The 25,356-nt window shown below is 64.3% G+C and carries 21 protein-coding genes; 14 read left to right on the top strand and 7 right to left on the bottom strand.

The genetic code is table 11. From position 1 onward, the window contains the following. Nucleotides 1-55: 55 nt before the first annotated feature. The 6 genes from hutI to NL2_RS04955 all read left to right on the top strand — a co-directional run bounded on the left by hutI (nucleotide 56) and on the right by NL2_RS04955 (nucleotide 6,716). A complete protein-coding gene (gene hutI / locus NL2_RS04930) occupies nucleotides 56-1,267 on the top strand; it encodes an imidazolonepropionase (RefSeq protein ID WP_068072410.1) in 1,212 nt (403 codons plus the stop codon). Beyond that, nucleotides 1,264-2,784 carry a histidine ammonia-lyase gene (hutH, locus tag NL2_RS04935; RefSeq protein ID WP_068072413.1) on the top strand — a complete coding sequence of 507 codons (1,521 nt, stop codon included), beginning with the start codon at nucleotides 1,264-1,266 and terminating at the stop codon, nucleotides 2,782-2,784. Before hutI ends, hutH begins: the two co-directional genes overlap by 4 nt. Beyond that, nucleotides 2,781-3,575, top strand: a complete 795-nt coding sequence (gene hutG, locus NL2_RS04940; protein ID WP_068072417.1) for an N-formylglutamate deformylase — start codon at nucleotides 2,781-2,783, stop codon at nucleotides 3,573-3,575. The genes hutH and hutG overlap by 4 nt, the downstream gene beginning before the upstream one ends. Continuing rightward, entirely contained in the window at nucleotides 3,572-5,227 is a 1,656-nt protein-coding gene (gene hutU / locus NL2_RS04945; RefSeq protein WP_068072420.1) for a urocanate hydratase, read from the top strand. Before hutG ends, hutU begins: the two co-directional genes overlap by 4 nt. A 64-nt stretch (nucleotides 5,228-5,291) precedes the next feature. Beyond that, nucleotides 5,292-5,720 (top strand): nuclear transport factor 2 family protein, encoded by a 429-nt coding sequence (locus NL2_RS04950; protein ID WP_068072423.1) that lies wholly within the window; start codon nucleotides 5,292-5,294, stop codon nucleotides 5,718-5,720. Between the two features lie 96 nt (nucleotides 5,721-5,816). Beyond that, nucleotides 5,817-6,716: an SDR family NAD(P)-dependent oxidoreductase gene (locus NL2_RS04955; protein ID WP_084355879.1), complete on the top strand. Its 900-nt coding sequence runs from the start codon at nucleotides 5,817-5,819 to the stop codon at nucleotides 6,714-6,716. Between the two features lie 94 nt (nucleotides 6,717-6,810). On the opposite strand, the gene NL2_RS04960 is transcribed toward NL2_RS04955, so the two are convergent. Further along, the gene (locus tag NL2_RS04960) at nucleotides 6,811-7,200 is read right to left on the bottom strand and encodes a hypothetical protein (RefSeq protein WP_157083035.1); all 390 of its coding nucleotides are present in this window, start codon (nucleotides 7,198-7,200) and stop codon (nucleotides 6,811-6,813) included. 96 nt (nucleotides 7,201-7,296) lie between these two features. Between NL2_RS04960 and NL2_RS04965 the strand changes: the two genes are divergently transcribed. After that, complete coding sequence (locus tag NL2_RS04965; RefSeq protein WP_068072429.1) at nucleotides 7,297-9,696, top strand: TonB-dependent receptor; 2,400 nt, start codon at nucleotides 7,297-7,299, stop codon at nucleotides 9,694-9,696. Between the two features lie 30 nt (nucleotides 9,697-9,726). Here NL2_RS04965 and NL2_RS04970 read toward each other — a convergent pair whose 3' ends face one another. Further along, on the bottom strand, nucleotides 9,727-10,512 hold the full coding sequence (locus NL2_RS04970; protein ID WP_068072432.1) for an IclR family transcriptional regulator: 786 nt from the start codon (nucleotides 10,510-10,512) through the stop codon (nucleotides 9,727-9,729). A gap of 218 nt (nucleotides 10,513-10,730) precedes the next feature. On the opposite strand from NL2_RS04970, the gene NL2_RS04975 reads away from it, so the two are divergent. The 5 genes from NL2_RS04975 (at nucleotide 10,731) to NL2_RS04995 (ending at nucleotide 17,352) form a co-directional block, all read left to right on the top strand. Continuing rightward, complete coding sequence (locus tag NL2_RS04975; RefSeq protein WP_218006094.1) at nucleotides 10,731-12,689, top strand: alpha-ketoacid dehydrogenase subunit alpha/beta; 1,959 nt, start codon at nucleotides 10,731-10,733, stop codon at nucleotides 12,687-12,689. Then, complete coding sequence (locus NL2_RS04980) at nucleotides 12,689-13,909, top strand: CaiB/BaiF CoA transferase family protein (RefSeq protein WP_084355882.1); 1,221 nt, start codon at nucleotides 12,689-12,691, stop codon at nucleotides 13,907-13,909. Before NL2_RS04975 ends, NL2_RS04980 begins: the two co-directional genes overlap by 1 nt. Then, nucleotides 13,906-14,910, top strand: coding sequence for a zinc-dependent alcohol dehydrogenase family protein (locus tag NL2_RS04985; protein ID WP_068072441.1), 1,005 nt, complete (start codon nucleotides 13,906-13,908; stop codon nucleotides 14,908-14,910). The genes NL2_RS04980 and NL2_RS04985 overlap by 4 nt, the downstream gene beginning before the upstream one ends. Before the next feature lie 83 nt (nucleotides 14,911-14,993). Further along, nucleotides 14,994-15,575 (top strand): cupin domain-containing protein, encoded by a 582-nt coding sequence (locus NL2_RS04990; protein ID WP_218006095.1) that lies wholly within the window; start codon nucleotides 14,994-14,996, stop codon nucleotides 15,573-15,575. A gap of 43 nt (nucleotides 15,576-15,618) precedes the next feature. Further along, entirely contained in the window at nucleotides 15,619-17,352 is a 1,734-nt protein-coding gene (locus NL2_RS04995) for an N-acyl-D-amino-acid deacylase family protein (RefSeq protein ID WP_157083037.1), read from the top strand. Between the two features lie 166 nt (nucleotides 17,353-17,518). Here the strand turns inward: NL2_RS04995 and NL2_RS05000 are convergent, their stop codons facing one another. The 3 genes from NL2_RS05000 to NL2_RS05010 all read right to left on the bottom strand — a co-directional run bounded on the left by NL2_RS05000 (nucleotide 17,519) and on the right by NL2_RS05010 (nucleotide 20,489). Further along, nucleotides 17,519-17,857 carry a hypothetical protein gene (locus NL2_RS05000; protein ID WP_068072450.1) on the bottom strand — a complete coding sequence of 113 codons (339 nt, stop codon included), beginning with the start codon at nucleotides 17,855-17,857 and terminating at the stop codon, nucleotides 17,519-17,521. A gap of 101 nt (nucleotides 17,858-17,958) precedes the next feature. Then, nucleotides 17,959-19,200, bottom strand: coding sequence for an acyl-CoA dehydrogenase family protein (locus NL2_RS05005; protein WP_068072453.1), 1,242 nt, complete (start codon nucleotides 19,198-19,200; stop codon nucleotides 17,959-17,961). Then, nucleotides 19,200-20,489: a cytochrome P450 gene (locus NL2_RS05010; RefSeq protein WP_245647573.1), complete on the bottom strand. Its 1,290-nt coding sequence runs from the start codon at nucleotides 20,487-20,489 to the stop codon at nucleotides 19,200-19,202. The genes NL2_RS05005 and NL2_RS05010 overlap by 1 nt, the downstream gene beginning before the upstream one ends. A gap of 132 nt (nucleotides 20,490-20,621) precedes the next feature. Here NL2_RS05010 and NL2_RS05015 point away from each other — a divergent pair, with 132 nt between their 5' ends. Beyond that, nucleotides 20,622-21,365 (top strand): MerR family transcriptional regulator, encoded by a 744-nt coding sequence (locus tag NL2_RS05015; RefSeq protein WP_245647578.1) that lies wholly within the window; start codon nucleotides 20,622-20,624, stop codon nucleotides 21,363-21,365. Nucleotides 21,366-21,367: 2 nt separating this feature from the next. Beyond that, nucleotides 21,368-22,042, top strand: a complete 675-nt coding sequence (locus tag NL2_RS21025; RefSeq protein ID WP_157083038.1) for a hypothetical protein — start codon at nucleotides 21,368-21,370, stop codon at nucleotides 22,040-22,042. On the opposite strand, the gene NL2_RS05020 is transcribed toward NL2_RS21025, so the two are convergent. Continuing rightward, the gene (locus NL2_RS05020; RefSeq protein WP_068072463.1) at nucleotides 21,928-23,148 is read right to left on the bottom strand and encodes a copper resistance protein B; all 1,221 of its coding nucleotides are present in this window, start codon (nucleotides 23,146-23,148) and stop codon (nucleotides 21,928-21,930) included. The genes NL2_RS21025 and NL2_RS05020 overlap by 115 nt on opposite strands. Then, nucleotides 23,145-25,052, bottom strand: coding sequence for a copper resistance system multicopper oxidase (locus tag NL2_RS05025; RefSeq protein ID WP_068072467.1), 1,908 nt, complete (start codon nucleotides 25,050-25,052; stop codon nucleotides 23,145-23,147). The genes NL2_RS05020 and NL2_RS05025 overlap by 4 nt, the downstream gene beginning before the upstream one ends. Nucleotides 25,053-25,356 lie beyond the last annotated feature (304 nt).

Raw genomic sequence — 25,356 nt, forward strand, 5'->3', positions numbered from 1 at the left:
CAAAGGATGATATTATGTCTAGACATAATGAAATCGATCTGCAACTCTTATGTCCATGAGCAGCGAGTCTGTCCTCACCTGCGACTGCCTTTGGCAAGACGCGCGGCTGGCACCGATGACCGGCGCGGGCGTGGTGGATGACGGTGTCATCGCCTGCCGGGATGGGCGCATCGTCTATGCGGGCAGCCGCGCGGATGCGCCTGCGATCGAGGCCGCAGACGTGGTGGACTGCGCGGGTCGCTGGATCACGCCGGGACTGATCGATTGCCACACCCACCTCGTCCACGCCGGCAACCGCGCGCACGAATTCGAGCTGCGGCTGGCGGGCGCAAGCTATGAAGAGATTGCCCGCGCGGGCGGCGGCATTGTCTCCACGATGCAGGCCACCCGCGCGGCGAGCGAGGCGGAACTGGTTGAAGCGGCCTTGCTGCGTCTCGATGCGCTGATCGCCGAGGGCGTGACGACCATCGAGATCAAGTCGGGCTATGGCCTGTCGCTCGACGCTGAATTGAAGATGCTGCGCGCCGCGCGGCAACTGGGCGCAGCGCGCGGCGTGACGGTCAGGACCAGCCTGCTCGCGGCGCATGCCCTGCCGCCTGAATTTGCCGGTGATGCCGATGGCTATATCGGCCTCGTTTGCGAAGCGATCATCCCGGCTGCCGCGCAAGCGGGCCTGGCCGATGCCGTCGATGGGTTCTGCGAATCCATCGGCTTCACGCCCGCGCAGATCGAACGCGTGTTTCAGGCGGCGCAGGCGCATGGCCTGCCGGTGAAGCTCCACGCCGAGCAACTCTCCAACAGCCACGGCGCGGCGCTTGCGGCGCGTTATGGTGCCTTGTCGGCGGACCACCTCGAACATCTCGATGACGCCGGTATCGCCGCGATGGCCGAAGCCGGAACGGTCGCGGTGCTGTTGCCGGGCGCCTTTTACTTCACGCGCGAGACGCAGCCGCCGCCCATCGCCAGGCTGCGCGCGGCGGGCGTGCCGATGGCGCTGGCGACCGATTGCAATCCCGGCACCTCGCCGCTCACCTCGCTGCTGCTGGCGATGAACATGGGCGCGACGCTATTGCGCCTGACGGTCGAGGAATGCCTTGCCGGGGTGACCCGCGAGGCGGCGCGTGCGCTCGGGATGCTCGATCGGGTCGGCACGCTCGAGGCGGGCAAGGCTTGCGATCTTGCGATCTGGGACATCGAGCGCCCGGCCGAACTGGTCTATCGCATCGGCGCGAACCCGCTCCATCGCCGTATCTGGAGGGGCCAATGAGCATCACTATCCAGGCCGGGGCGGTCTCGCTGGCCGATTGGCGGCGGATCTACCGGGGCGACACGCCGGTGCTCGATCGCTCCTGCTATCCCAAGGTCATGGCCAGCGCCGAGGCCGTCGCGCGCATTCTGGCGCGGCACGAACCCGTTTACGGGATCAACACCGGCTTCGGCAAACTCGCCAGCGTCAGGATCAGCGACGACGATCTGCTGACCTTGCAGCGCAATATCGTGCTAAGCCATGCGGCGGGCGTGGGCGATCCGATGCCGGTGCCGGTCGCGCGGCTGATGATGGCGCTGAAGCTTGCCAGCCTCGCGCAAGGTGCCTCGGGTGTGCAACTCGCGACGGTCGAGATGCTGGGGAGCCTGCTGGAAAAAGGGCTGACGCCGGTGATCCCGGCGCAAGGCTCGGTCGGTGCCTCGGGCGATCTGGCACCGCTGGCGCACATGGCCACCGCGATGATCGGCACGGGCGAGGTCTGGGTCGGCGATGTTCGCACACCGGCGCTGGTGGCGCTGGCAGAGGCCGGATTGTCGCCGCTCGTGCTGGGGCCGAAGGAAGGCCTGGCCCTGCTCAACGGCACGCAGTTTTCCTGCGCTTATGCGCTGGCCGGATTGTTCGAGGCGGAACGGTTGTTTGCCTCTGCGATGGTGACCGGCGCGCTTTCGACCGAAGCGGCCAAGGGCTCCGACGCACCGTTCGATCCGCGCATCCATGCCTTGCGCGGACATAACGGCCAGATCGAGGTGGCGGCGGCGCTGCGTACGCTGATGAGCGGTTCCGCAATCCGCGCCTCGCACCTGACGGGCGATACCCGCGTGCAGGATCCGTATTGCCTGCGCTGCCAGCCGCAAGTGATGGGCGCGGTGCTCGACATGCTGCGCCAGGCGGCGGTGACGTTGCTGACCGAAGCCAACGGCGTGTCCGACAATCCGCTGATCTTTGCCGACACCGACGAAGCGCTGTCCGGCGGCAATTTCCACGCCGAGCCGGTGGCCTTTGCCGCCGACATGATCGCGATGGGCTTGTGCGAGATCGGCTCGATCGCGGAGCGGCGGATCGCGATGCTGGTCGATCCGGCGCTGTCCGATCTGCCCGCGTTCCTCACCCCGCGTCCGGGCCTCAATTCGGGGTTCATGATCCCGCAAGTGACGGCGGCGGCGCTGGTCTCGGAAAACAAGCAGCGCGCCTATCCCGCCAGCGTCGATTCGATCCCCACATCGGCCAATCAGGAGGACCATGTGTCGATGGCCGCGCACGGCGCACGGCGGCTGATGGGCATGGCGGACAATGTCGCCGGCGTGCTGGGCATCGAATATCTGGCAGCCGCGCAGGGCTGCGATTTCCACGCTCCACTCACGTCCAGCAGCACGCTCGAATCCGCCCGCGCCCTGTTGCGGGCCGGGGTGCCGATGCTGGACGAGGATCGGTATTTCCATCCCGACATGGCCCATGCCCAGGCGCTGGTGTCGTCGGGAGAACTGGCGGCGCTCGCCGCGCTGCCCGGGGTCGCATGACCGACTGGCTGTCCGTTGCATCCGGCGCAGCGCCGCTGATCGTCAGCATTCCGCATGCCGGCACGATCATTCCCGACGATATTGCCGGGCTGCGCTCGCTCGAATTGGCGCGGCGCGATGCCGATCATCATGTCGATCGGCTTTACGCCTTTGCCGCAGAACTGGGCGCGACGATCGTGCACAGCCGCATCTCGCGCACGGTGATCGATCTCAACCGCGATCCATCGGGGCAGTCGCTTTATCCGGGGCAGGCGACAACCGGCTTGTGCCCCGTTTCGACCTTCGATGGCGAGCCGCTTTACACCGACGGCGCCGAGCCTGACGCGGCGGAAATCGAGCGGCGGCGTTCGGTCTGGTTCGAACCCTATCACGCGGCGCTGGGCGAACAGATCGCGCGGCTGCGGGCGCTGCACCCGGCGATCGTCCTCTATGACGGGCACTCGATCCGCAGCCATGTGCCGCGCCTGTTCGATGGCGAATTGCCGCAGTTCAACATCGGCAGCTACGATGGCGCGAGTTGCGCTGTCGCGCTGACCGAAGCGATTGCAGCCGACTGTGCGGATGACTCGCACGTCGTCAACGGCCGCTTCAAAGGCGGGTGGATCACCCGCCGTTACGGCGATCCGGCGCGCGGCATCCACGCGGTGCAGATGGAACTCGCCATCCGGGGTTATGCCGATGAAGTGGGGGCATGGCCCCCGCCTTGGGACGCTGAGCGCGCCGTGCCGATGCAGGCGAAACTCCGCTCCATTCTCACCGCCTGTTTGGACTTTGCGAAAGGCCAGCCATGAACCGCCTCGACAACAACCGCATCATCCGCGCCGCGCACGGCACGCAGCTCAGCGCGAAAACCTGGCTGACCGAAGCCCCGTTGCGGATGCTGATGAACAATCTCGATCCCGATGTCGCCGAAGACCCGGCCTCGCTCGTGGTCTATGGCGGCATCGGCCGGGCCGCGCGCAACTGGGAATGCTATGACCAGATCGTCGAAACGCTCAAGCGGCTGGAGGACGACCAGACGCTGCTGATCCAGTCGGGCAAGCCGGTCGGTGTGTTTCGCACGCACAAGGATGCGCCGCGCGTACTGCTCGCCAACTCCAACCTCGTGCCCAAATGGGCGACATGGGAGCATTTCCACGAGCTCGATCGCGCCGGGCTGATGATGTACGGCCAGATGACCGCAGGGTCGTGGATCTACATCGGTTCGCAGGGGATCGTGCAGGGCACGTACGAGACGTTCGTGGAGATGGGGCGCCAGCATTATGGCGGCGACCTTGCGGGCAAGTGGATCCTGACCGGCGGGCTGGGCGGCATGGGCGGCGCGCAGCCGCTCGCCGCGACGATGGCCGGAGCAAGCTGCCTGGCCGTGGAATGCCAGCCTTCGCGCATCGAGATGCGGCTGCGCACCGGCTATATCGATCGCCAGACCGACAGCCTGGACGAGGCGCTGGCGATCATGGCCAACGCCCGCACGCCGATCTCGGTCGGTCTGCTGGGCAACGCGGCGGATGTCTTCCCCGAAATCCATCGGCGCGGGGTGCGGCCCGATGCGGTGACCGACCAGACCTCTGCCCATGATCCGATCAACGGCTATCTTCCCCAAGGCTGGACGCTCGACCAGTGGATCGCCGGGCGCGAACGCGACCCTGCCGCTGTTGAAAAAGCGGCCAAGGCATCGATGGCGGTCCATGTCCGCGCGATGCTGGACTTTGCCGCCGCGGGCGTGCCGACGTTCGATTACGGCAACAATATCCGCCAGGTCGCCAAGGACGAAGGCGTCGAGAATGCCTTTGATTTCCCGGGCTTCGTGCCGGCCTATATCCGCCCGCTGTTCTGCCGGGGTGTCGGCCCGTTTCGCTGGGCCGCGCTGTCGGGCGATCCCGAGGACATCTACAAGACCGATGCCCGCGTGAAGGAACTGATCCCCGACGATCCGCACCTGCACAACTGGCTCGACATGGCGCGCGAGCGCATTCACTTTCAGGGACTTCCGGCGCGGATCTGCTGGGTCGGTCTGGGGCAGCGCCACCGGCTGGGCCTGGCCTTCAACGAAATGGTCAGGACCGGCGAACTGAAGGCGCCCGTGGTGATCGGCCGCGATCACCTCGATTCAGGCTCGGTCGCCAGCCCCAACCGCGAGACGGAGGCGATGCAGGATGGGTCTGATGCGGTGTCCGACTGGCCCTTGCTCAACGCGCTGCTCAACACCGCGTCCGGCGCGACGTGGGTGTCGCTGCACCATGGCGGCGGGGTCGGCATGGGCTATTCGCAGCATTCGGGGATGGTGATCGTTGCCGATGGCACCGACGATGCCGCGCGGCGACTGGAACGCGTGCTGTGGAACGATCCCGCCACGGGCGTGATGCGCCACGCCGACGCCGGTTACGACATCGCCCGCGACTGCGCGCGCGAACAGGGCCTCGATCTGCCGGGTATCCCCTGATACGCAGCAGCAGCAGCAGCGCGATGCAATCGCCCGGGGCCTTCGTTCTTCAAGGGAAACCAAAATGGCAATCGAACAAAACAAGGACGTGGTGCGCCGCTATTTCGACGCGGTAAATTCGACGCAGCCCGACAGGGTGATGGCGCTGCTGGCCGACGATTTTCATTTCAAGGCCATGCTGCGCGAACCGGATTGGCTGGGCGGCGAGATGGGGCGAGAGAAGTTTTCATCGGCGATGGTGGCCATGTCCGACCTGATGACCAGTCCGATCCAGATGCAGATCGTGAGCATGACCGCCGAGGACGATCGCGTGGCCGTGGAAGCGACCTCGTACGGACCGATGAAAGCGGGCCCGGCCTATGCCAACAGCTATCATTTCGTGTTCCGCGTCAGGGACGAGAAAATCTTCGAGGTGCTGGAATACAGCTGCAGCTACCATGCGGCACAGATTTTCGGCCGCTTTTTCGCCGAACAGATTTTTACCGCCGAATAATCGGCGCATTAGCCGGACGACAGGTTTCCTGCCGACCAATCAGACCTTGGAATGATGGCACGCGCGTGCAGCGGCGACATACCAGGGAGCGTGGCAATGGGTGAGATGCGGTTCGACAATCAGGTGGTCATCGTCACCGGGGCGGGGCGCGGCATCGGTCGCGGTCATGCGCTGTTGCTCGCGGCGCGCGGCGCGTCGGTGGTGGTGAATGACGCTGGCGGGCTTCCCGATGGTACCGGTAATTCGTCCAGCCCCGCGCAAGATGTCGTAGCCGAGATAACCGCGCTAGGCGGCAAGGCCATCGCCATCACGGACTCGGTCGCGTCGGAAGCAGGGGCCAGCCATATCGTCGCTGCCGCCATCGACCATTTCGGTAAAATCGATGCCGTCATCAACAACGCCGGCATTTATCTCGGCCAGGCGATCGATGCCTTCGACATCGACACATTCCGGCGGCATCTGGAGGTGCATGTGCTGGGCGCCGCATTGGTTCTGCGCGCGGCCTGGCCGCATCTGGCCATCACCAAGGGCCGCATCGTCAACACCATGTCGGCCAGTATCTTCGGGATGACGCCGTACAGCGCCTATATCTCGGCAAAAGGCGGCGTGCTCGGATTGACGAGGGCGCTGGCTGTCGAGGGACGCCCGGCAGGAATCAAGGTGAATTGCATCGCACCGGCCGCCGCCACGCGGATGATGTTTGCAGCCATGCCGGACCTGTCCGAAGACGCGACCGCGCATTACAAGCGCCTGCTGCCGCCTGAAGCGATCGCGCCGGTTGCCGCCTATCTGGCGCATGCCGACTGTGCCGTTTCGGGGGAGTGCCTGGCGGTCGGCGGTGGTCGCGTCACGCGGTACATCATCGGCGAAACGCCGGGCATTACCCGCCCGGAATTGACCCCGGAAATCATCCGCGACGAACTTTCCGCGATCATGGACACCCAAGGCTACCAGCTATGGCCCGATACGGAATCGCTGGAGCGTGCGACAACGTGAGATCGGCCCGGATCGCGATGTAGAGCGCGGTTCGGTCAAGCAGATCATTCCGGCAGCAATTCTGGCAAGAGTAATCGCTTGCGGCGGGCGCGGTTCATGCGTTGCGCGGTGCGTCCGCCACCTTCCCGCGACATGCCGTGCCATGTGCGAAAACGGCATGAAGGCGCGGGTGGCGCGGTCGTAGCGGGCGGATCAGCCACCAATTCTTGCGCTTTGCGAACACGTTGTCGATGCGGTGGCGCTGTCGGCAGGGCACGGCGTCGTGCAGGATTGGCACCCTGCGGTCGGCCATCGCCGGGATGCAGGTGGCGAGGCCCCGCTCAGCCATGGCGGTGCCGAACCCGTCTGCACGGTAGCGCATCGCCAGCCCAAATGCCGCGACAGCGCAGCAGCGCGATTGAGCGTCGCCACTCGGCAGCAATTGTGCGGCCAAAACATCACAGTATGATGACATGAACACCATATTAAAAAAAGTCATCGACACCTTGACACCAATATCCGTTCATATCATCATACTGTGATGCAATTCTAGGATAATGATCAAATGGGCTGGACCCATGACCTAGACGGGGAGGATAACATGGCAAACATCCGGCAGCTTTCGCTTTCGGCCAGCCTGATAGTGCTGGCGCAGGTCTGGTCGACTCAGGCGCTGGCCCAGCAGCAGCCCGCTGATGCGACCGCGAACGCAAGCGACAACAACGGTGAAATCGTCGTCACGGCCCAGAAACGCGCTCAATCCACCACCGACGTCGGCCTGTCGATCGTCTCTGTCGGGAACGAGGAATTGTCGCGCAAAGGGATCGAATCCGCCCAGGATCTGGTGAAGATTGTTCCGGGCCTCTCGGTGTCGGATGCCGGCAACGGCGCCACTGTCGTCTACACCTTGCGCGGCATCGGCTTCAATTCATCCAACCTCGGCGCGACCTCCGCCGTCGCGGTCTACGTCGATGAAGTACCCCTGTCGTATCCGGTCATGTCGCTGGGCGTCGGGATCGATCTGCAGCGGGTCGAAGTCTACAAGGGGCCGCAAGGAACGGTGTTCGGCCAGAACTCCACCGGCGGCGCGATCAACTACATCGCCAACAAGCCGACCGACACGCTTACGGCAGGCATCGAAGGCACGTTCGGCCGGTTCAACCGGTGGGGCGTTCAAGGCTACGTCAGCGGCCCGGTCAGCGACAACCTCCGCTTGCGGCTGGCGCTGTCGCAGGAAGGCGGCGGGCCCTGGCAGCAAAGCTACACGCGCAACGACCAGCTTGGACGACGTGACCGCACGTTCGGGCGCTTCCTCGGCCAACTCGATGTCACCGATGCGATCAAGGTGAACTTCGGCGTCAACGCCTGGCGCGATCGGTCTGACACGCAGGCCCTGCAGCTCATTCGCTACGCGCCGCTCCAGCCGCCGGGCCTGCCGCAAGTCGCAAGCTATCCCACGGCGCCGGCAGACTCTCGGGCGGCCGATTGGGATCCGCAGGGGCGCTTCAGCGGCACCAACAAGAAGTTCCAGTTCGACAGCTGGTTCGTGCAGCCGTTCCTCCGTGTCGATGCGGAACTCAGCGACAAGGTCACGCTGACGTCATTGAGCACCTATTCGCACTACAACACCAACTCGCTGTTCGACGATGACGGGACCGCTTTCGAAATCGGCGAGATCAACCAGTTCGGCCACATCAAGGAATTTTCGCAGGAGCTGCGCCTCAGCGGGCAGAGCGGCATCGCCAACTGGGTGGTCGGCGCGAATTACCAGACCAACAAGATCGCCGAAAATCTCAACATCCTCATCCTCAACCTGTCCAACGTGCAGAATATCGGCGGGTCCGGCTTCAGCGCCCACATCTCTCCGATCACGACCAGGCAGGACACCGACGCCAAGGCGATCTTCGGCAACCTCGAGCTCAAATTCTCGGACAAATTCAGCTTTGTCGCGGGCGCCCGCTATACGAAGACGAATATCGACTTTGCCGGGTGCAACCTCGATTCCGGCCCTCCGATCCCGAACTCACCGACGCCTGGTGTGACATCGAGCCTGCGGGGGTTCTTCAACATCCTCTACGGACTGCTGACCGGAAATGCCGGGGCCAACCCCATCCAGGAGGGAGGCTGCATCACGCTGGACAACGTCTCCCGGAACGGCGCCCCTCCAACCTTCCTGCCCACCGACAGCGCCCAGACCCTGTCCGAACATAACGTGTCGTGGAACGTCACCGCCAACTTCAAGCCCAGCCCCGATACGCTGCTCTATGCGCGGGTATCCAAGGGCTACAAGTCGGGCAGCTTCCCCACGATCGGCGCGTCGACCTCGATCCAGTTCCAGCCGGCCCGGCAGGAATCGCTGCTGGCGTACGAAGCCGGGTTCAAGCTGTCCGCGCTCAACCGGCACGTGCGGCTCGAGGGGGCGGGTTTTTACTACGACTACAAGAACAAGCAGCTGAGCAACTTCATTCCCGACGCGGTGTTCGGACCGCTCGTGGCGACGGTCAACATTCCCAAGTCGCGGGTCATCGGAGCCGAACTTTCGGCCAGCGTCATTCCGGTCGACGGGCTGACCCTGTCCGGCGGGGTGACCTACATCGACACGAAAATCACGCAGTTCGTGGGTTTCGACGTCGATGGCGTATCCCGGAACCTGGCCGGCCAGCGGTTCAACCTGGCGCCGAAGTGGTCCGGCTCTGCGGGCGCGGCGTACGAGTTCCCGCTGAACGCCAAATTGAGCGGATTTGTCGGTTCCGACGTGACGTTCCGATCGTCCACCCAGGGCGTGATCGGGGCAACCAGCAGCGACTACAACATCGACAGCTATGCAACCGTCGATGCCCAGCTTGGCGTCGTCTCCAGCGATGGCTGGAGAGTCCAGTTGTGGGGCAAGAACATCTTCAACAAGTACTATTGGACCAACGTCAATCGGATCAGCGATACGATCGTCCGGGTGGCGGGCATGCCCAGCACATACGGCGTAACCGTCGCGAAGAAGTTCTGAAGTTCGGCCCGGGTTGTGTCAGCCGCGTCGTCAGATCGTGTCGTGGATCGAGCCCACCACCGCTTTCAGCGTCTCGATGTAGACATCGAGATTGACGTTGAAACGCTCGGTGGGCGCGGACACCCCGATGGCATAGGGCGAAAGCCCCTCGTCGAGCGGCACGCCGACACAGCACAGGCCTTCAGCGAATTCTTCGCGTTCGACGGCATATCCCTGTTCGCGGATCTCGGCGAATTGCCGGGTCAGTTCGCTGATCGAGTTGATCGTCTTGGGCGTGCGTTTCCTGAGCTTGTGCGTCCGGAAATACTCGTCCCGCTGCAAGTCGGTGGCGTGGGCGAGCAGCACTTTTCCGCCAGAACGCGAATGCGCGTCTTCGGAGAATCCGTGCGGCAGTTCAAGCGCCTGGATGGAATGGTGCCCGCGCACGATTTCGACCGATACGACTTCGCCGTCGATCCAGCGTGCGGCATAGGTGGTTTCGCCGGTGGTGCGCGCGATCTGGCGCAGAAGGTGGGATATCTGCCTGCTGCCGCCCAACTGCCGCCGGAATCCTTCGGCGAGGCTGCCGACCTTCATGCCAAGGACATAGTTGTTCTGATCGTTGCGGGTCAGCAGGCCCAGCTGGCTCAGCGTGTGGAGCAGGTGATAGGTCGTCTGCGTCGGAAGGCCCGCTGCCTTGCTGATTTCCTTGCGCGAAAGACCTTGTTCCTGGCGGGCTACCGCAAACAGGATCGCGCTCGCGCGCGCCACCGACTGCACGCGAAACTTCTTGGTTTCGTCTCCTGCTTCGACGTCGTCTTCGGAACCGGAAGGCATCAAATCTCCATAATGAGAAACAATCGTCACCATTTGAAGGATTTGCCGTGTCTCCGCAACCGCAAACCGTCCCGGTCCGCGGCGGCCGGTTCCGCGTTCGCGAGCCTTGCCGCCCGACAGCGTGACGATCGTTCGCGCACCTTCCCAACTCCCGCCGAAAATTGGATATGCAGATGCCCACCGAGCGATTGAATTTCCTTCGGGATGCCTATTTTCGGATGGCCAAAATCCGCGCGTTCGAAGCGAAGGCGATGGAACTGACGGCTGGTGCGCAACCGGTGATCGCGGGGTCGATCCATCCGTGCGCAGGGCAGGAAGCCATCCCGGTGGGCGCGCTGAGCGGACTGCGGCCGAACGACCGCGTGCTGGCAACGTACCGTGGCCATGGCTGGGCGCTGGAAGCCGGAGTATCGCTGGATGCGGCGATGGCGGAGATGTGCCAGCGGAGTTCGGGCATCAACGGCGGACGGGCGGGATCGCTGATGATGACCTCGCCGAAAAGCGGCTTCATCGGGGAAAATTCGATCGTCGGCGCAGGCGGGCCCATCGCCTGCGGCGCGGCGCTTGCCGCCCGAGCCAGAGGCGACGGCAGCGTGGTTGCCGTGTCATTCGGCGATGGCGCGATGAGCCAGGGCGGGATGCACGAGGCTTTGGTGACGGCCGCAGCCCTCAAGCTACCGGTGATCTTCGTTTGCGAGAACAACGGATGGGCCGAGATGACGCCGACCGTGTTTGCTTCAGGCCCCAGCCTTGCGGCGCGAGCGCAAGCGTACGGGATCGAAAGCGAAGCCGTGGATGGGGGCGATCCGGAAGCCGTTCGGGATGCCGTGATGCGCGCTGCCGCACGGGCGCGGCGGGGCGAAGGCCCCACATTCCTGGAATGCCAGACCATCCGGCTGTGGGGCCATTACAACAAGGACATCGAACACTACCGGCCGCGGGACGACCGCGCGACGGCCGAGCTTAACGATCCGCTCAAAGCCATCGCGCAAAAGCTGGCCGATGCCGGCATCGATGCCCGCGAAATCGCAACGTTCGACGCTGACGTGGCCGCGCTTGTCGACTCGGCGACCGACGCTGCCCTGTCAGCCTCGGTGCCTGATCCAGCGACGATTGCCGACAACCTTTTCGGAGCGCAACCGGCCGTGGCGCAAGGCACCCCGGAACTGGTCACGATGACGTACGCGCAAGCGATCAATCGAGCTTTGCAGGATGCGATGGCCGATGATGCCGATGTCCTCCTGTTCGGTGAGGATGTCGCCGCGCCCGGCGGGGTGTTCGGGATCAGCCGGGGCTTGCTGAAGCAGTTCGGAGCGGACCGCGTGCTGGACACGCCGATCGCCGAAACCGCGATCCTGGGCATGGCGGTCGGTTCGGCGCTTGCCGGGAAGAAGCCCGTTGCCGAGATCATGTTCAGCGATTTCCTGTTCGTGGCGCTGGACCAGATCATCAATCAGGCGGCGAATGTCCGCTATGTGTCCAACGGTTTGGCCGGCGCGCCGCTCGTCGTGCGGACCCAGCAGGGTGTGACGCCGGGATCGTGTGCCCAGCATTCCCAATGCGTCGAGGCGCATCTCGCCAACATTCCCGGGATCAAGGTCGGTCTTCCCAGCACGCCCCACGATGCCTACGCCATGTTGCGCGCGGCGATCGCCGATCCCGATCCGTGCGTGATCATCGAGGCGCGCAGCGCGTTCCTCAACAAGGGCGAGGTCGCGCTGGGCGGGATATTCGAACGGGCCGAAGGCGCCCGGCTCGCCCGCGCGGGGAGCGATATCGGCATCATCACCTGGGGCACGTCGGTGATCGAAGCGCTTGCGGCGGCCGAAACCGTTGCGGGAGAGGGTGTTGCGGCGGCCGTGCTCGATTTGCGCTGGCTGTCGCCGATCGACGATGCTGCGATTGCCGAACTGGTCGCGGCTTGCCCGCACATCCTCATCGTCCATGAAGCCGGGCAGACAGGCGGTTTCGGCGCGGAAATCTTCGCCCGGATCGCGGAACGACATGGCACGATGCTGAAGGGCGGACTGACACGGCTGGGCGGGCTGGACCTGCCGATGCCGTCTGCTCCCAATCTGCAACGACTGGTCGTTCCCACCGCGGATCGGATTGCGGAGCGGGTGCGGTCCATGCTGCACCTTGCGGCCAGTGTGGACCTTGCGCAGGCGATCCTGTGATGCAAGCCGTCCCTCCTGCGTTCCGGCCGTTGTCGGGGATCAGGGTCCTTGACGTTTCCCGCGTGATTTCCGGCCCGCTTTGCACCCAGAGCCTGGCCGACTTGGGTGCCGACGTCGTCAAGATCGAGACGCCTGGCCTCGGTGACGATACCCGCCATTGGCCGCCTTTCCACAAGGCGCAGTTTGGCGCGGTCTTCATGGCGATGAACCGCAACAAACGCAGCCTGTCGCTCGATCTCAAGACCGAAACCGGACGCAGCATCGCGCGCGACATGGCCGTGAAATGCGATATCCTGGTCGAGAATTTCTCCACCGGAGTCGCCGAGCGGCTGGGCCTTGGTTACGACGAGTTGAAAGCGCTCAATCCGCGCCTGGTCTACTGCACCATTTCCGGTTTCGGTCGCGATGGACCGATGAAGCATTCGGCCGGGTACGACGTGATCCTGCAGGCGTTCTCCGGGATGATGGCCGCAACGGGCGAGGAGGGGGGCGGATATATCCGCAGCCCGGTCTCGCCGATCGACTACGCGACCGGCGTTCACGCCTTCGCCGGCGTGCTGGCCGCGCTGATCGAACGGGGACGGACGGGCCAAGGCATGCTGGTGGAACTCTCGCTGCTCGATACGGCACTGTCGCTGCTGGGCGGTTCGCTGCAGGCGTTCTGGGAAACCGGGGTGCAGCCCGCGCGCAATGGATCCAGCCATCCCGGGCTGTGTCCCTACCAGGCTTTCGATGCGCAGGACGGCCCGATCATGATCGGTGTTGCCAACGACCGGCTATGGGCGAAGTTCTGCACCGTCGCCGGGCTTGGCGACATTGCGAACGACAATCGCTTCCGGTCGAACGCGGACCGGGTGCGCCATCGCGACGAATTGCTGGAGATCGTTCGCGCGGTACTCGCCGAACGACCTGTCGCCTACTGGGTCGAGCATCTGTCGGCAGTCGCGGTTCCGGCGTCGGCCATCAACACGTTCGACGAAGTGCTCGACCATCCCCAGACTCAATCGCGCGGCATCATCGCGAAATATCCGTTGGGCAGTGACAAGGCCCGAACGGTCCGCATGCCGATCCGCTTCGACCATCACGCCCCGGGCGTTGACCGCCCGCCACCCGCACTGGGCGAACACGGTGGCGATATCCTTCGCGAATTCGGATTTTCGGATGCGCAGGTCGATGACTGGGCAGCGAAAGGTATCGCAGGGATGGGGTCGCGATCATGAAAGCCTATCGCTACACCATGGGCAGCACGCTCGACGAACTGGCGCTGGTCGACCTTCCCGATCCGATCGCCGGGCCGGGGCAGGTCTTGCTGCGGATGAGGGCAGCCTCGCTCAATTATCGCGACCTGCTGGTGGTGCAGGGTCGGTATCCGCGGGGCCAGCTCGATGTCATTTCGCCGCTGTCGGACGGCTGCGGCGAAGTTGTCGCCGTGGGCGAGGGCGTCGACCGGTTCGCGGTCGGCGACAGCGCTATCCCCCTGTTTTTCCAGTCCTGGCTGCGCGGCCCCATGCTCGACAGCGATGGCGAGTCCGCGCTGGGCGGTTCGCTGGATGGCGTGGCGGCCCAATACCGCGTGTTCGATGCGGACAAGGTGATCCGCGCGCCCCGCAACCTGAACTTCGCGCAGGCCGCGACATTGCCGTGCGCCGCGTTGACCGCCTGGAACGGACTGCACGGCCCGCGCCCGCTCGTCGCGGGCGAGACCTTGCTGACGCTCGGCACCGGCGGCGTATCGACATTTGCGCTGCAATTCGCCCATGCTGCCGGCGCACGGGTTATCGTCACGTCGTCGAGCGACGAAAAGCTGGCGAAAGCCAGGGCGTTGGGCGCAGACTGCACGATCAACTACCGCGAACATCCGGAATGGTCGGCGAAGGTTCGCGAATTCACCAACGGGCGCGGTGCCGATCACGTGATCGAAACCGGCGGTGGGGGGACGATGCTCGAGTCCGTGCGCAGCACCGCGCGCAATGGCTGGATCCACGTGATCGGGCTGGTCGCGCCCGGGCAGATCGACCCGGTGCATGTCCTGCTCGCCGGCGTGACGTTGCGCGGCACCGAAGTGGGGTCACGGGAAATGTTCGAGGCGATGAACCGGTCGATCGAGAAATCGCGGATCGAACCGCTGGTCGATCGGGTGTTCGAGTTCGAGGAATTGCCTGCCGCGCTGCGTTATCTCGAACAGGCAAGCCATTTTGGCAAAGTCGTCATCCGCATCTAGTTCTATCACATAGTGTTGTAAATATAATCAATTGACAATTATGTCGCGACCGATAGGATTTTGCCGAGAATGGGCACCGGTCCGTGATCGACAAGATTCCGGGCATTTGGGAGAGTGCGATGAGCTTACCGACCAAGCGGGTCACGCGCGATGCGATGATGCAGCGTGTGGCCAGGTTCGCCGACCTCGAAGGTTACGATGGCGGCCTGCCCGACAGCCACTATCCCGGCAGCGAGCGGACGATCTACAATGTCCTCGGCTTTCAGCCGCCCGCGGGAGATAACACGATTGTCTCCCCCGTGGGCGCGGAAGCCGCTGAAAAGGCCGGAATCCGCATCCAGGAAGGCTTCAATGTCGGCTATGTGGCCTGCGTCAGCGGTAATGGAGCCCTGATGCACAACCATGACACCAACGAAACGTTCATTCCGATGACCGGAATCTGGGAGTTCCAGTGGGAAGTCGATGACCGGGTCGAAGCGGTTACGCTCGGCCCGCTCGACACCATTTCCATGCCGGCAGGGGTCAATCGGCGGTTCGTGAACGTCACGAAGAATGCCGACCCCGCAACGACCAACATCCTGATGGGCATCATCGGCGGTGACACACCGGGTGCCGAATTCTCGCAAGGCGCGATGCAGCTGTTGCGCGCAAAGAACCTGGTCTGAATTATCACGAGTGGGAATACCCACTGATCCCGGAGTGGAAAAAATGGCTGAACTGCAATACGACGTGGTGATCCGCAACGGTCGCATCGTGGACGGCACGCGGGCGCCGTCGTTCATCGGAGACGTTGCCGTCTCGGGTGGAAAGGTCGTCTCGATCGGCAAAGTCCCGGGCCGCGGTCGCGAAGAGGTGGATGCAACCGGCAAGATCGTCGCGCCGGGCTTCATCGACATCCACACCCACTACGATGCGCAAGTGCAGTGGGATCCTTATTGCTCGCAATCCTGCTGGCACGGCATCACCACGGTCATCATGAGCCTGTGCGGTTTTGGCTTCGCGCCCTGCCGGCCCGACGACCGCGAACGGGTGATGCGCCGGATGACCCGCGTCGAGGCAATCCCGTACGAGGCGATGAAGCTGTCGATGCGCTGGGACTGGGTGGGCCAGGATGATTACATGACCTCGCTCGAGCGATCGGGGCTCGGCGTGAATGCGGCGTTCTACATTCCCCACAGCGCCATCCGGGCTTACGTCATGGGCACGGACGACCGGCGCAAGGACCTGCAAGGCGATGAGCTCGAGCAGTTGAAGGAACTGGTCCGCGACGGTTATCGCGCAGGCGCGCTGGGCCTTTCGACCGATTTCAGCCTGATCGATCGCGATGCCGACGGCGGCCTGCTGCCAAGCGCATCCGCCGACATGTCCGAGATCGAGGAACTGCTCAAGATCGGCCGCGAATTCAACGTTGGCTCGGTCGAAGTAACGCCTGAGGACATTTCCCTGGGCGAACCCGAGATCGAACTGCTCCAGCGGTTTTCGGACCTTTCGGGCCGGCCCGCGATCCACACCGCCTTGTTCCATTCCAACCACAAGCCCGAGGCGTTCCGCGAAGCCCTGCACAGACTGGAAGAGGCGAACGCGCGGGGTTACCGGGTCTATGCGCTGGGCGGCATCGTCCGCATCGGATCGCTGTTCAATCTGATCGAATACAACCTGTTCGACGACATGCCGGCCTGGGCCGAGGCGCTGGCCTGCCCGGTTGAACAGAAACTCGAAAATCTCGAAAATCCCGATATCCGCCAGAAGCTTCAGCATGATCTGGACAACTACCTCGTGCGCGTCTGGTCGGGTCGCTGGGACAAGATCAAGGTGTTCGAATCCGATCAGGAAAAGTACGTCGGCCGGTGGCTGGACGAGATTGCCGCGAGCGAATGCAAGACCCCGCTCGATGCCTTCCTCGATATCGCTGTAGCCGAAGGTCTCAAGACGTTCTTCTACATCGCCGACCTGACCAGCGATGACGAAGACGCCAATGCCGAAGTCGCCAAGCACCCGTTTGTGGTTCCCGGCGTGTCGGACGGCGGCGCCCACACGCGGTTCCTGTCGATGGGCAAGTATCCGACGATCATGCTGGCCGAGATGGTTCGCGACCACAAGGTCATGTCGCTGGAAGAAGCGCACTGGCGGTTGTCCGCGTTCGCCGCGCATGCAACGGGCATCGACAATCTCGGAACACTGCAGCCGGGAATGCCGGCCGATATCGTCGTCTACGATCTCGAAAAACTAGTAATTTCGACCCCCGAGCCGGTGGGCGAGGAAATCGTCGGCGGCGGTCTGCGCCTGGTCGAACGCTCGGTCGGGTTCCGCGCCATTTTCGTGAACGGTGTGATGACGTTCGAGAACGACATCTGCACCGGGAAACTTCCGGGCCGGGTCATCCGCACTTCGGCGTACGATCCCGACTATCAGCCTTCGACGTATCAAGTTGCGGCGGAGTAATTTTTGACATCCAGGTGACCCACGTCACGGCGTGGGTCACCTTTGTCGCTCTCGCCGATATGATTACTCGGGCACACTGCGGAACCGCCCGGCAGCCGCGTGATGTGCATCTACTCGACGTGGTGTTGCGATAACCTCACCACACGATGCAAATGCGGATCACCGATCACCGTTGCTTCTTGGCGGTGGTCGCGGTGAAATCCGGGGCCTTGTTCGCCACCCAATCGACAAATTTGCGGACGTTGGGATGGGCCAGCAGGCCCTCCACATCCATCCCGTGGCGCTGCAGTTCGGAATTGGTGAAATTGGCGATCAGCGTCTGCTGGCAAATGGGGTGCATGGGCACAACATCGCGTCCGCCCCGGCTCTTGGGCACGGGATGGTGCCAGACGATAGTCTTTCCGGTTGGCCGCCCACAAAGCCAGCAGGTGACGGCCGTCGCCGGAACCTCGTCCTCGCGATCCAAGTCTCCGTAGGGATCATGTTTCGAATGTTTGCGGGCCATACGTCTGCCTGAATTGCCTGAGCTTGCGCGGTCCGCCTGTAGCGGGTGCGGTCAACAATACCACACCGGCATCTCGAACCGGCACCGGCGGCACGGCACCTTCACCCGGTGATCGAACGTCCGAGCACCGCTCTCGCCACGATCACACGCTGCACTTCATTGGCGCCTTCGTAGATTTCGCCGATCTTGGCGTCGCGGTAGATGGACTCGAGCGGAAAGGTTTCGCCCGTGGCCAACAGCTCGCGGATGAAGCCATAGGCGCCGCAGACCTGGATCGCATCGCGTGAGACGTCGACCGCCAGTTCGCTGCCGGCAATCTTGGCCATGGCGGCCTGGGGCTCGACATCGCCCGGGGTGCGGTCATGGCGGCAGGCCGCCTTCTGGTACAGGCTGCGCGCGTTTTCGATGCCGGTCGCGTGGTCGGCAAAGCGGAACTGCCAGTGCTGGAAGGCGCCGAGCTTCTGGCCGAAGACCTCGCGCCGCTGCATGTGCTGCACCGCGTAATCGAACGCGGCCTGTGCCATGCCGGTGCCCATCGCACCCACGCCCATGCGGCCCAGCGCAAGCGCGCCGAGCGCCACGCGCAGTCCGCCCCCAACCGCGCCGATCACGTTCTCTGCCGGCACGAACACGTCATCGAACCAGATGTCGGAGGTAAGCTGCGCGTGGTTGCCCATCTTGCGGTCGGGCGTGCCGACTTTCACGCCGGCTGCGTGCAGATCGATCACCAGCATCGTCAGGCTGTCACCGGTGCGGCACAGCGTCAGACAGATGTCGCCGATCGACGAATTGGTGATCCAGCGCTTGCGCCCCGAAACGCGCCAGCCCCCGCCGGTCTCGCTGCCGGCTGGCGTGGCGACCGTCTGCATCGAGCGTGCGGACAGATCGGTGCTGGCGGCCGGCTCGCTGGTGGCGAACGAACCGATGAATTCGCCGCGCACCAGCCGGGGCAGCCACACCTCGCGCATCGGTCCGGGATTGGCTTCGAGCGTTTTGCCGACCAGCACCGCCTGCCCGTCATACAGCGCGGACGTGAGGCCCGGCACGTAATAGGCCAGTTCCTCCATCGCGGTGAACGTTGCCAGGGTCGGAAATTCCAGGCCGCGCCCGCCGAATTCGGCCGCATAGGGGATGCGGTAGATCCCGGCATCGGTCATCTGGCGGAAGATGTCGCGACGGAACGCGGTGACCGATTCAGGCGTGGTGTTGATCTCGTGCGCCACGGGGCGCAGCACGTCGTCGGCAAACTGGCGGATTTCGGCGCGGATGGCGCACGTTTCTGCCGGCAGGAAGATGTCGCTGAACAAGTGGTCGGCATTGCGAGCGGGGCGATCGACCGGCATCAGCCAGCTTCCATGGCAAAGCTGATCGGCACCGATTTGGGGCCGCTGACAAATTCGGACTCGCTGATGCGCAGCTCGCCGGCCGCTTCGACAAAGCGCAGGCGCGGGATCAGCTCTTCCCAGAACAGCCGCATTTCCAGCCGGGCGAGATGCTGGCCGATGCATACGTGGTCACCAAAGCCGAAGGCGAGATGGCGGTTGGGATTGCGATCGATATCGAAGCAGAACGGGTCGTCGAACACCGTTTCGTCGCGATTGGCCGATGCGAACGAGAGGTAAAGCAAGTCGCCCTTGGCGATCCGCTGGCCGGCAAGGTCATAGTCTTCCGCAGCCGAGCGGATGAAGTGCTTCACCGGCGTCGTCCAGCGGATCGCCTCTTCGACGAACCGGGAAATATCGCGCGGCTCAGCCTTCAGACGGGCAAGCAGGTCGGGCCGCTTGGCCAGCAACCACATGCCCATCGCGGTGGTCGCGGCGGTCGTGTCGTGGCCGGCGGTGGACAGGATGATGTAGTACGAGATCAGCGCGCGCTCGGTCATCGGGCATCCGTCGATTTCCGCATTGGCGATCATCGATGCGATATCGTCCTGCGGGTGAGCCCGGCGGTCTGCGGTCACTTTGGCGAAATAGTCGCGGAATTCCTCGTAGATGATCGTCCAGGTCTTGATGTGCTCGGCCGGGTTCGTGGGATCGGCGCCGGGGCGCATGAGATCGGGATCGGCATAGCTGAACAGCCAGTGGGTCAATTCGACCAGCCGTGGATGATCGTCTTCCGGCACCCCGATCAGGCTCAGCACGACACGGGCCGGATAGCCGAAGGCGATGTCCACGGCGAAATCGCAGGCCGGTGCCAGCGCCGCCAGCTTGTCGACATAGGCTTTGGCGATCGGGCGGATCCGGTCGGCGATCGGCCCCAGCGCCTTGGGCCTGAACGCCGGTTCGGTGACCGCGCGATAGGCCGTGTGCATCGGCGGGTCCATCTGCACGAGCGACTGGAAAATATGCGGGGCCCCGCCGCTATACTGGCGCATCAACGCCTCGCCGCCCTGATTGACCAGTGTCTTGGAGCGATCGGCGCTGTGGAAGATATCGTCGCGGCGGCTGATCTCCTGGATGTCGCGGTAACGGGTGACGATCCAGTGCGGATCGAACCCCGGCACTTCGGCGACGGCAAGCGGGTAGTCCAGCCGCAGCCGCTCGAGCAGCGTATCGACGATCTCGGGCTGCGCGAACGTCGCCGGGGTGAACAGCGGTGCGATGAGGTCGGTCGGTATCGTCGGACGTGACAATGGCATTCTCCCGTCGGGCCGATCGACCAGAGGACGATCGCCTTGTTATCGCACCTGCGTATAGATGATACGCAGGTGTTGCAAGTCGGTGCGTATGTGGGGTACGCAGCTGCCGGGAGAATTGTCGTGAAGATGCGTGAACTCGAGCAGGCCACGGGCGTCAACCGCGAGACGGTGCGCGTCTTCCTGCGTCTGGGGCTGATTCCCGCGCCGGTAAGCCAGGGCCCGCGCACTGCGGACTACGATGATACGCATGTTCGTGCGATCAACGCCGTGCGCAGTCTGCAGCGTGAGCAGGGGCTGTCGCTCGAACAGATCAGGAAGGCGATGGCGGGCGACGTTGCCAGCTTCCCACGGCGGGCAAGCGGTTACCAGCATCTCGACGAACTGGTCGCCGCGCGGCTGGGTATCGACAACGACATGATCCCGGTCACCGCCGTCCTGCCGCGCAATCCGCTGGCGCTGTCGGATGCGCCGGCGATGCGGCGGGTGGGTGCGATCGACGTCAAAACGATCGACGGACAACCGCATGTCACGCGCGGCGACGCCCAGATGCTGGCGCTGTGGGGCAACATGCGCGCTGCGGGTTTCCAGGAGAAGTTCGGGTTTTCGCCCAAGCAGCTGAAAATCTATGTGGAGCACGCCACCGCGCTGGCGAAATGGGAAATCGAGACGTTCGTCGCGCTCGCCGAAGGCGCGGTCGAGGAAGATGCCGCCGCCGGCATGGTCCTGAACGCGCTGTCGGACATGCTCGGCTGCTTTGCGCTGATCCGCACCAAGGTGGCGTTGCGCGAACTGGCCAAGAAACGGACGGCAGCGTCACGGCGGAAGCCGGGCACGGCGACGAAAGAACAGAAAACGGGTGCGGGAGAATGACGATGGCGGCACCAACAACGCCAGGCGTGGTCGATTCCGGCGTGGTCGATCCCGCCTGGCTCGGCGCCGCGCTTCGGCAAGCGGGCTACGCGGTCGATGTCGAGAGCTTCGACGTGTCACCTGTCGGCACCGGTCAGGTCGGCGAAACTTATCGTTACGGGCTCCGGTATGCGAGCGGCGCAGACCAGCGCGCGCCAGCGACGATCATTGGCAAGTTCCACAGCTCGGATGCCGGCAGCCGTGCCATCGCCAGACAGCTTGGCCTCTCTCGCCGCGAGTACAGTTTCCTGTTCGCCACGCCTGAGGGCGGGCGTCCGGTGACGATCGTCGACTGGCAGACCCTGACGTTCAGTTACGGCGTGCTCGATGTAGCGTATCCGATCGGCGGCGCATTTGCGGGCGATGCGCGGCGCGAGGCCGAAGCGGTGCTGCTGCCGGCTTATTATGAAGCGCTCATCCAAGCGGGCGTTGGTGACTTACCGGCGCCACCGACCTCGCCTGAGGTGGTGGCGCGCAGGTCCGCCGTCGAAACCTGTCGCTTTAGTCGTGAACAGGCGTGTGTTCAGAACCAGAATCGCACGCCGGCCACCAGGCTGGTGCTGGATGGTTTCCTGCCATCGGCCCGCGCGAAGTCGGCGGTTCGCCCGGTCTTGGCTTCATACGACATGCCAAGGTAAGGCGCGAACTGTCGGCTGATCTCGTAGCGCAACCTGAGGCCCAGCTCCGCGTCGGTCAGGCCGGCACCAAGCCGGACTGCCGGCACGTCCTGCGCCGACAGGTTCAGTTCGATGCGAGGCTGGAGGATCAGTCGTTGTGTAATGCGCTGGTCGTAATAGCCTTCGAGCCGGCCGAGGACGTCCCCCGTGTCGGACAGGAACAGCGCCCCTGCGACCTCGAACCAGTAGGGCGCGAGCCCTTCGAATCCGACCGTCGCGTAGGTGCGCGTCGGCGAGGGCCGGAAGTCGTGACGGACGCCGGCCTGGAGGTTGAAATACGGGCCGATCGCGTGGCTGTACAGCGCCTGGACTTCGGCAGCCTCGACCCCTTCGCGAAAAACGCCTTCGCCTTCGCTTTTGATGGTCAGGCGGTCGATGTCGCCGCCAAACCAGCCTTCGCCGTCCCACCGATAGCCGTTCTCGCCATTGCGGATCTGCGCTTCGGCAAGGTTGAACATCACTTGGGCAAAGGATCGTCCGCCCTGCTCATGCATCATGGCGTGGCGGGCGCGGTCCATCTCCGACGCCGGAAACTGCCGGTCGGCATAGTGGTCGGTCGGCGGTGGTGGCGCGGGCGCATCGCCGGCGGCCAGCGCAGTGCCGGTCATTGCCATCCCCGGCATCGTCGCCATCGGTTTGGCATGGCCGGACATGTCCATGCCGGGCATCGCTGGCGTGGCGGCAGCGCCGGGCGCGCCCATGTCCATTCCCGGCATCGGTTCTGGCCCAGCTGGGGCAGGGGAGGGCGGCACGACGGATGCGGGCGCCATCGCCATCCCCGGCATGTCGTTCATATCGTCCATGCCCTTCGCGGTCGCGGGACCAGCTCTGCCGACACTGGTCGGCCCGGACCGGACTACTCGCCGCTTGGGTGCGCTGTGGGGCACTGGTTTGCGTGCCACCGGCCTTCGCGCGGTCGGCTTCTTGGCCGGGTGGGGCATGGTCATGCCGTTCATGTCCATGCCCGCCATCGACCCCTGCATCGACCCCGCCATAGATTGGGCCTGGCTCGCGACCGGCGCGGCGACCGCGATACCAAGTGCCAGCGTGAAGGCGGCCCGGCTCATGCCGTGCCTTCCTTCGTCCGCACGCTGACGGTGCGCATCATTCCTGCCATCATGTGATAGAGCAGATGGCAGTGGAACGCCCAGTCACCCACCGCGTCGGCGGTGAAATCCCAGGTGACCTTGCTGCCGGGCGCGACGATGACCGTGTGCTTGCGCGGGGCGTGGTCGCCGTGGCCGATGACGAGTTCGAAGAAATGGCCATGGATGTGGATCGGGTGGCCCATCATGGTGTCGTTGATGAGATTCACGCGAACCCGTTCACCTTCGATGAACGCGATCGGTTCCATCGCGTCCGACATCTTCACCCCGTCGAACGACCACATGAAGCGTTCCATGTTGCCGGTCAGATGGATGTCGATGCTGCGCGACGGCGCGCGGACGTCCGGGTTGGGTGTCAGCGCCATCAGATCCCGGTAGACCAGCACTTTGTGGTCGACATCCTCCAGTCCCTGACCCGGCTCGCCGGTGCGGTCGACCGGCATCGGCGAGATGGTCTGGACACCCGGACCCTTCGTGACCTGCGGCGCGGCAGCAAAGTCGCGCATCTTCATGGACCCCATGTCCATCTGGGCCGCGCCGGCCATTCCGTCGCCGGGTGTTCCCGCGCCCGTCTTCATGCCCGCCATGCCGGCATGGTCCATACCGGTGCCTGCGCTCATGCCGGGCCCGGCCGCCGCGCCGGTCGCCAGCGTGGCCGAACGGTTCTGTTCGGCGGTGGGATCGATACCCCGTGGCGCCATGTCGCCCGCACCCGGCACGGCCATGCCTGCCGTGCCCGGCATGCCCGCCATGTCCATCCCCATGTCCTTCATGGTCGTGAGCGGACGTTTGCGTAAGTGCGGCACCTCGGCCGCCATGCCGGCCCGCGGCGCCAGCGTGGCGCGCGCCATGCCCGATCGGTCGATCGCCTCGCCGACCAGCGTGTAGGCGCGGTCGTCGGCCGGTGTGACGATCGCGTCATAGGTTTCGGCCACGCCGATCTGGAACTCATCGACCTCGACCGGCATCACGTTCTGGCCATCGGCCTGGACGATGGTCAGCCGGAGTCCGGGGATGCGTACGTTGAAGGTCGTCATGGACGACGCATTGATCACGCGCAGGCGCACCCGCTGGCCGGGCGTGAACAGTGCCGTCCAGTTGTCGTGCGGCCCATGACCGTTGACGAGGTAGGTATAGGCCGCGCCGGTCGCGTCAGAGATGTCGGCCGGGTCCATCCGCATCCTGCCCCAGTTCATGCGGTCCTTGAGCGTCTGGTCGCGACCGGACAGCAACCCCGCAAGCGTCTGTCGCTGGAAGTTGAAGTTGCCGGGGTTGACCTTCATCGCGCGGAAAATCGCATCGGGCGACATCGGGCTGTGATCGGACAACACGATGACATGCTCGCGGTCGGACCGGACCGGATCGACGCCGGCGGGGTCGATGACGATCGGGCCGTAATGCCCAAGCTGCTCCTGCATGCCCGAATGGCTGTGATACCAGTACGTGCCGCTCTGCCGGATCGGAAATTCGTAGAGGAACGTCGACCGCGGCCTGATGCCCGGAAAGGATACGCCGGGCACCCCATCGAACTGTGGCGGTACGAGCAGGCCGTGCCAATGGATCGAGCTGTCCTCGTCAAGATCGTTGACGACATGGAGGCGCACGTTCTGGCCTTCGCGCAGGCGGATCAGTGGCGCGGGCACGGTGCCGTTGATGCCGATCGCCCGCGATGGGCGGCCATCGATCATCATCGTCTGGCGGGCAATCCTGAGCGTGATGTCCTCGCCCGAAACCACCGGCAGCGGCGCGGTCAGGCCCGGGGACACCGATTGGGCCCAAGCCGGCAACCAGGCAGCGAGAGCAAATCCACCGCCCGCTGCGCCGGCACCGCGCAGCAACTGACGGCGGTCGATGACGTAATCCATGATGGTCCTGTTCGGTCGAATGGTGAACTCGGTTGTGGCAGCATCCGCATGAGGGCGGCGCACCCCTTACGAAGTGGCAATGGATAATCAGCTCAAGGCCGCAGATATGATCTTTCTGCCCAAAATGCGAGGGGCGGGAAGGGTTCGCCCTTTGCGATGTTTCGCAAAGGGCGTGATCACACGTTCCTGGCCAGGGCATGCCCCGGTTCTTCTTGCAAAACTGATGTGTGGGCTGCACCATGGTATCGACACGGGCCGCCCCAACAGGTGGACAGGCCCGGGCGGAGGGCACCTGATCGCAACG

Source organism: Novosphingobium lentum NBRC 107847, from assembly GCF_001590965.1.
In the GTDB taxonomy this organism is placed as follows: domain Bacteria; phylum Pseudomonadota; class Alphaproteobacteria; order Sphingomonadales; family Sphingomonadaceae; genus Novosphingobium; species Novosphingobium lentum.

What these genes read in the sequence shown, in the direction of transcription:
- hutI (WP_068072410.1), top strand. Translation starts at nt 56, where the DNA reads ATGAGCAGCGAGTCTGTCCTCACCTGCGACTGCCTTTGGCAAGACGCG.
- NL2_RS04950 (WP_068072423.1), top strand. Translation starts at nt 5,292, where the DNA reads ATGGCAATCGAACAAAACAAGGACGTGGTGCGCCGCTATTTCGACGCG.
- hutH (WP_068072413.1), top strand. Translation starts at nt 1,264, where the DNA reads ATGAGCATCACTATCCAGGCCGGGGCGGTCTCGCTGGCCGATTGGCGG.
- NL2_RS04995 (WP_157083037.1), top strand. Translation starts at nt 15,619, where the DNA reads ATGGCTGAACTGCAATACGACGTGGTGATCCGCAACGGTCGCATCGTG.
- NL2_RS04975 (WP_218006094.1), top strand. Translation starts at nt 10,731, where the DNA reads ATGGCCAAAATCCGCGCGTTCGAAGCGAAGGCGATGGAACTGACGGCT.
- NL2_RS21025 (WP_157083038.1), top strand. Translation starts at nt 21,368, where the DNA reads ATGGCGGCACCAACAACGCCAGGCGTGGTCGATTCCGGCGTGGTCGAT.
- NL2_RS04955 (WP_084355879.1), top strand. Translation starts at nt 5,817, where the DNA reads ATGGGTGAGATGCGGTTCGACAATCAGGTGGTCATCGTCACCGGGGCG.
- NL2_RS05025 (WP_068072467.1), bottom strand. Translation starts at nt 25,052, where the DNA reads ATGGATTACGTCATCGACCGCCGTCAGTTGCTGCGCGGTGCCGGCGCA.
- NL2_RS05005 (WP_068072453.1), bottom strand. Translation starts at nt 19,200, where the DNA reads ATGCCGGTCGATCGCCCCGCTCGCAATGCCGACCACTTGTTCAGCGAC.
- NL2_RS05020 (WP_068072463.1), bottom strand. Translation starts at nt 23,148, where the DNA reads ATGAGCCGGGCCGCCTTCACGCTGGCACTTGGTATCGCGGTCGCCGCG.
- NL2_RS04985 (WP_068072441.1), top strand. Translation starts at nt 13,906, where the DNA reads ATGAAAGCCTATCGCTACACCATGGGCAGCACGCTCGACGAACTGGCG.
- NL2_RS05015 (WP_245647578.1), top strand. Translation starts at nt 20,622, where the DNA reads ATGCGTGAACTCGAGCAGGCCACGGGCGTCAACCGCGAGACGGTGCGC.
- NL2_RS04965 (WP_068072429.1), top strand. Translation starts at nt 7,297, where the DNA reads ATGGCAAACATCCGGCAGCTTTCGCTTTCGGCCAGCCTGATAGTGCTG.
- NL2_RS04970 (WP_068072432.1), bottom strand. Translation starts at nt 10,512, where the DNA reads ATGCCTTCCGGTTCCGAAGACGACGTCGAAGCAGGAGACGAAACCAAG.
- hutG (WP_068072417.1), top strand. Translation starts at nt 2,781, where the DNA reads ATGACCGACTGGCTGTCCGTTGCATCCGGCGCAGCGCCGCTGATCGTC.
- hutU (WP_068072420.1), top strand. Translation starts at nt 3,572, where the DNA reads ATGAACCGCCTCGACAACAACCGCATCATCCGCGCCGCGCACGGCACG.
- NL2_RS04980 (WP_084355882.1), top strand. Translation starts at nt 12,689, where the DNA reads ATGCAAGCCGTCCCTCCTGCGTTCCGGCCGTTGTCGGGGATCAGGGTC.
- NL2_RS05000 (WP_068072450.1), bottom strand. Translation starts at nt 17,857, where the DNA reads ATGGCCCGCAAACATTCGAAACATGATCCCTACGGAGACTTGGATCGC.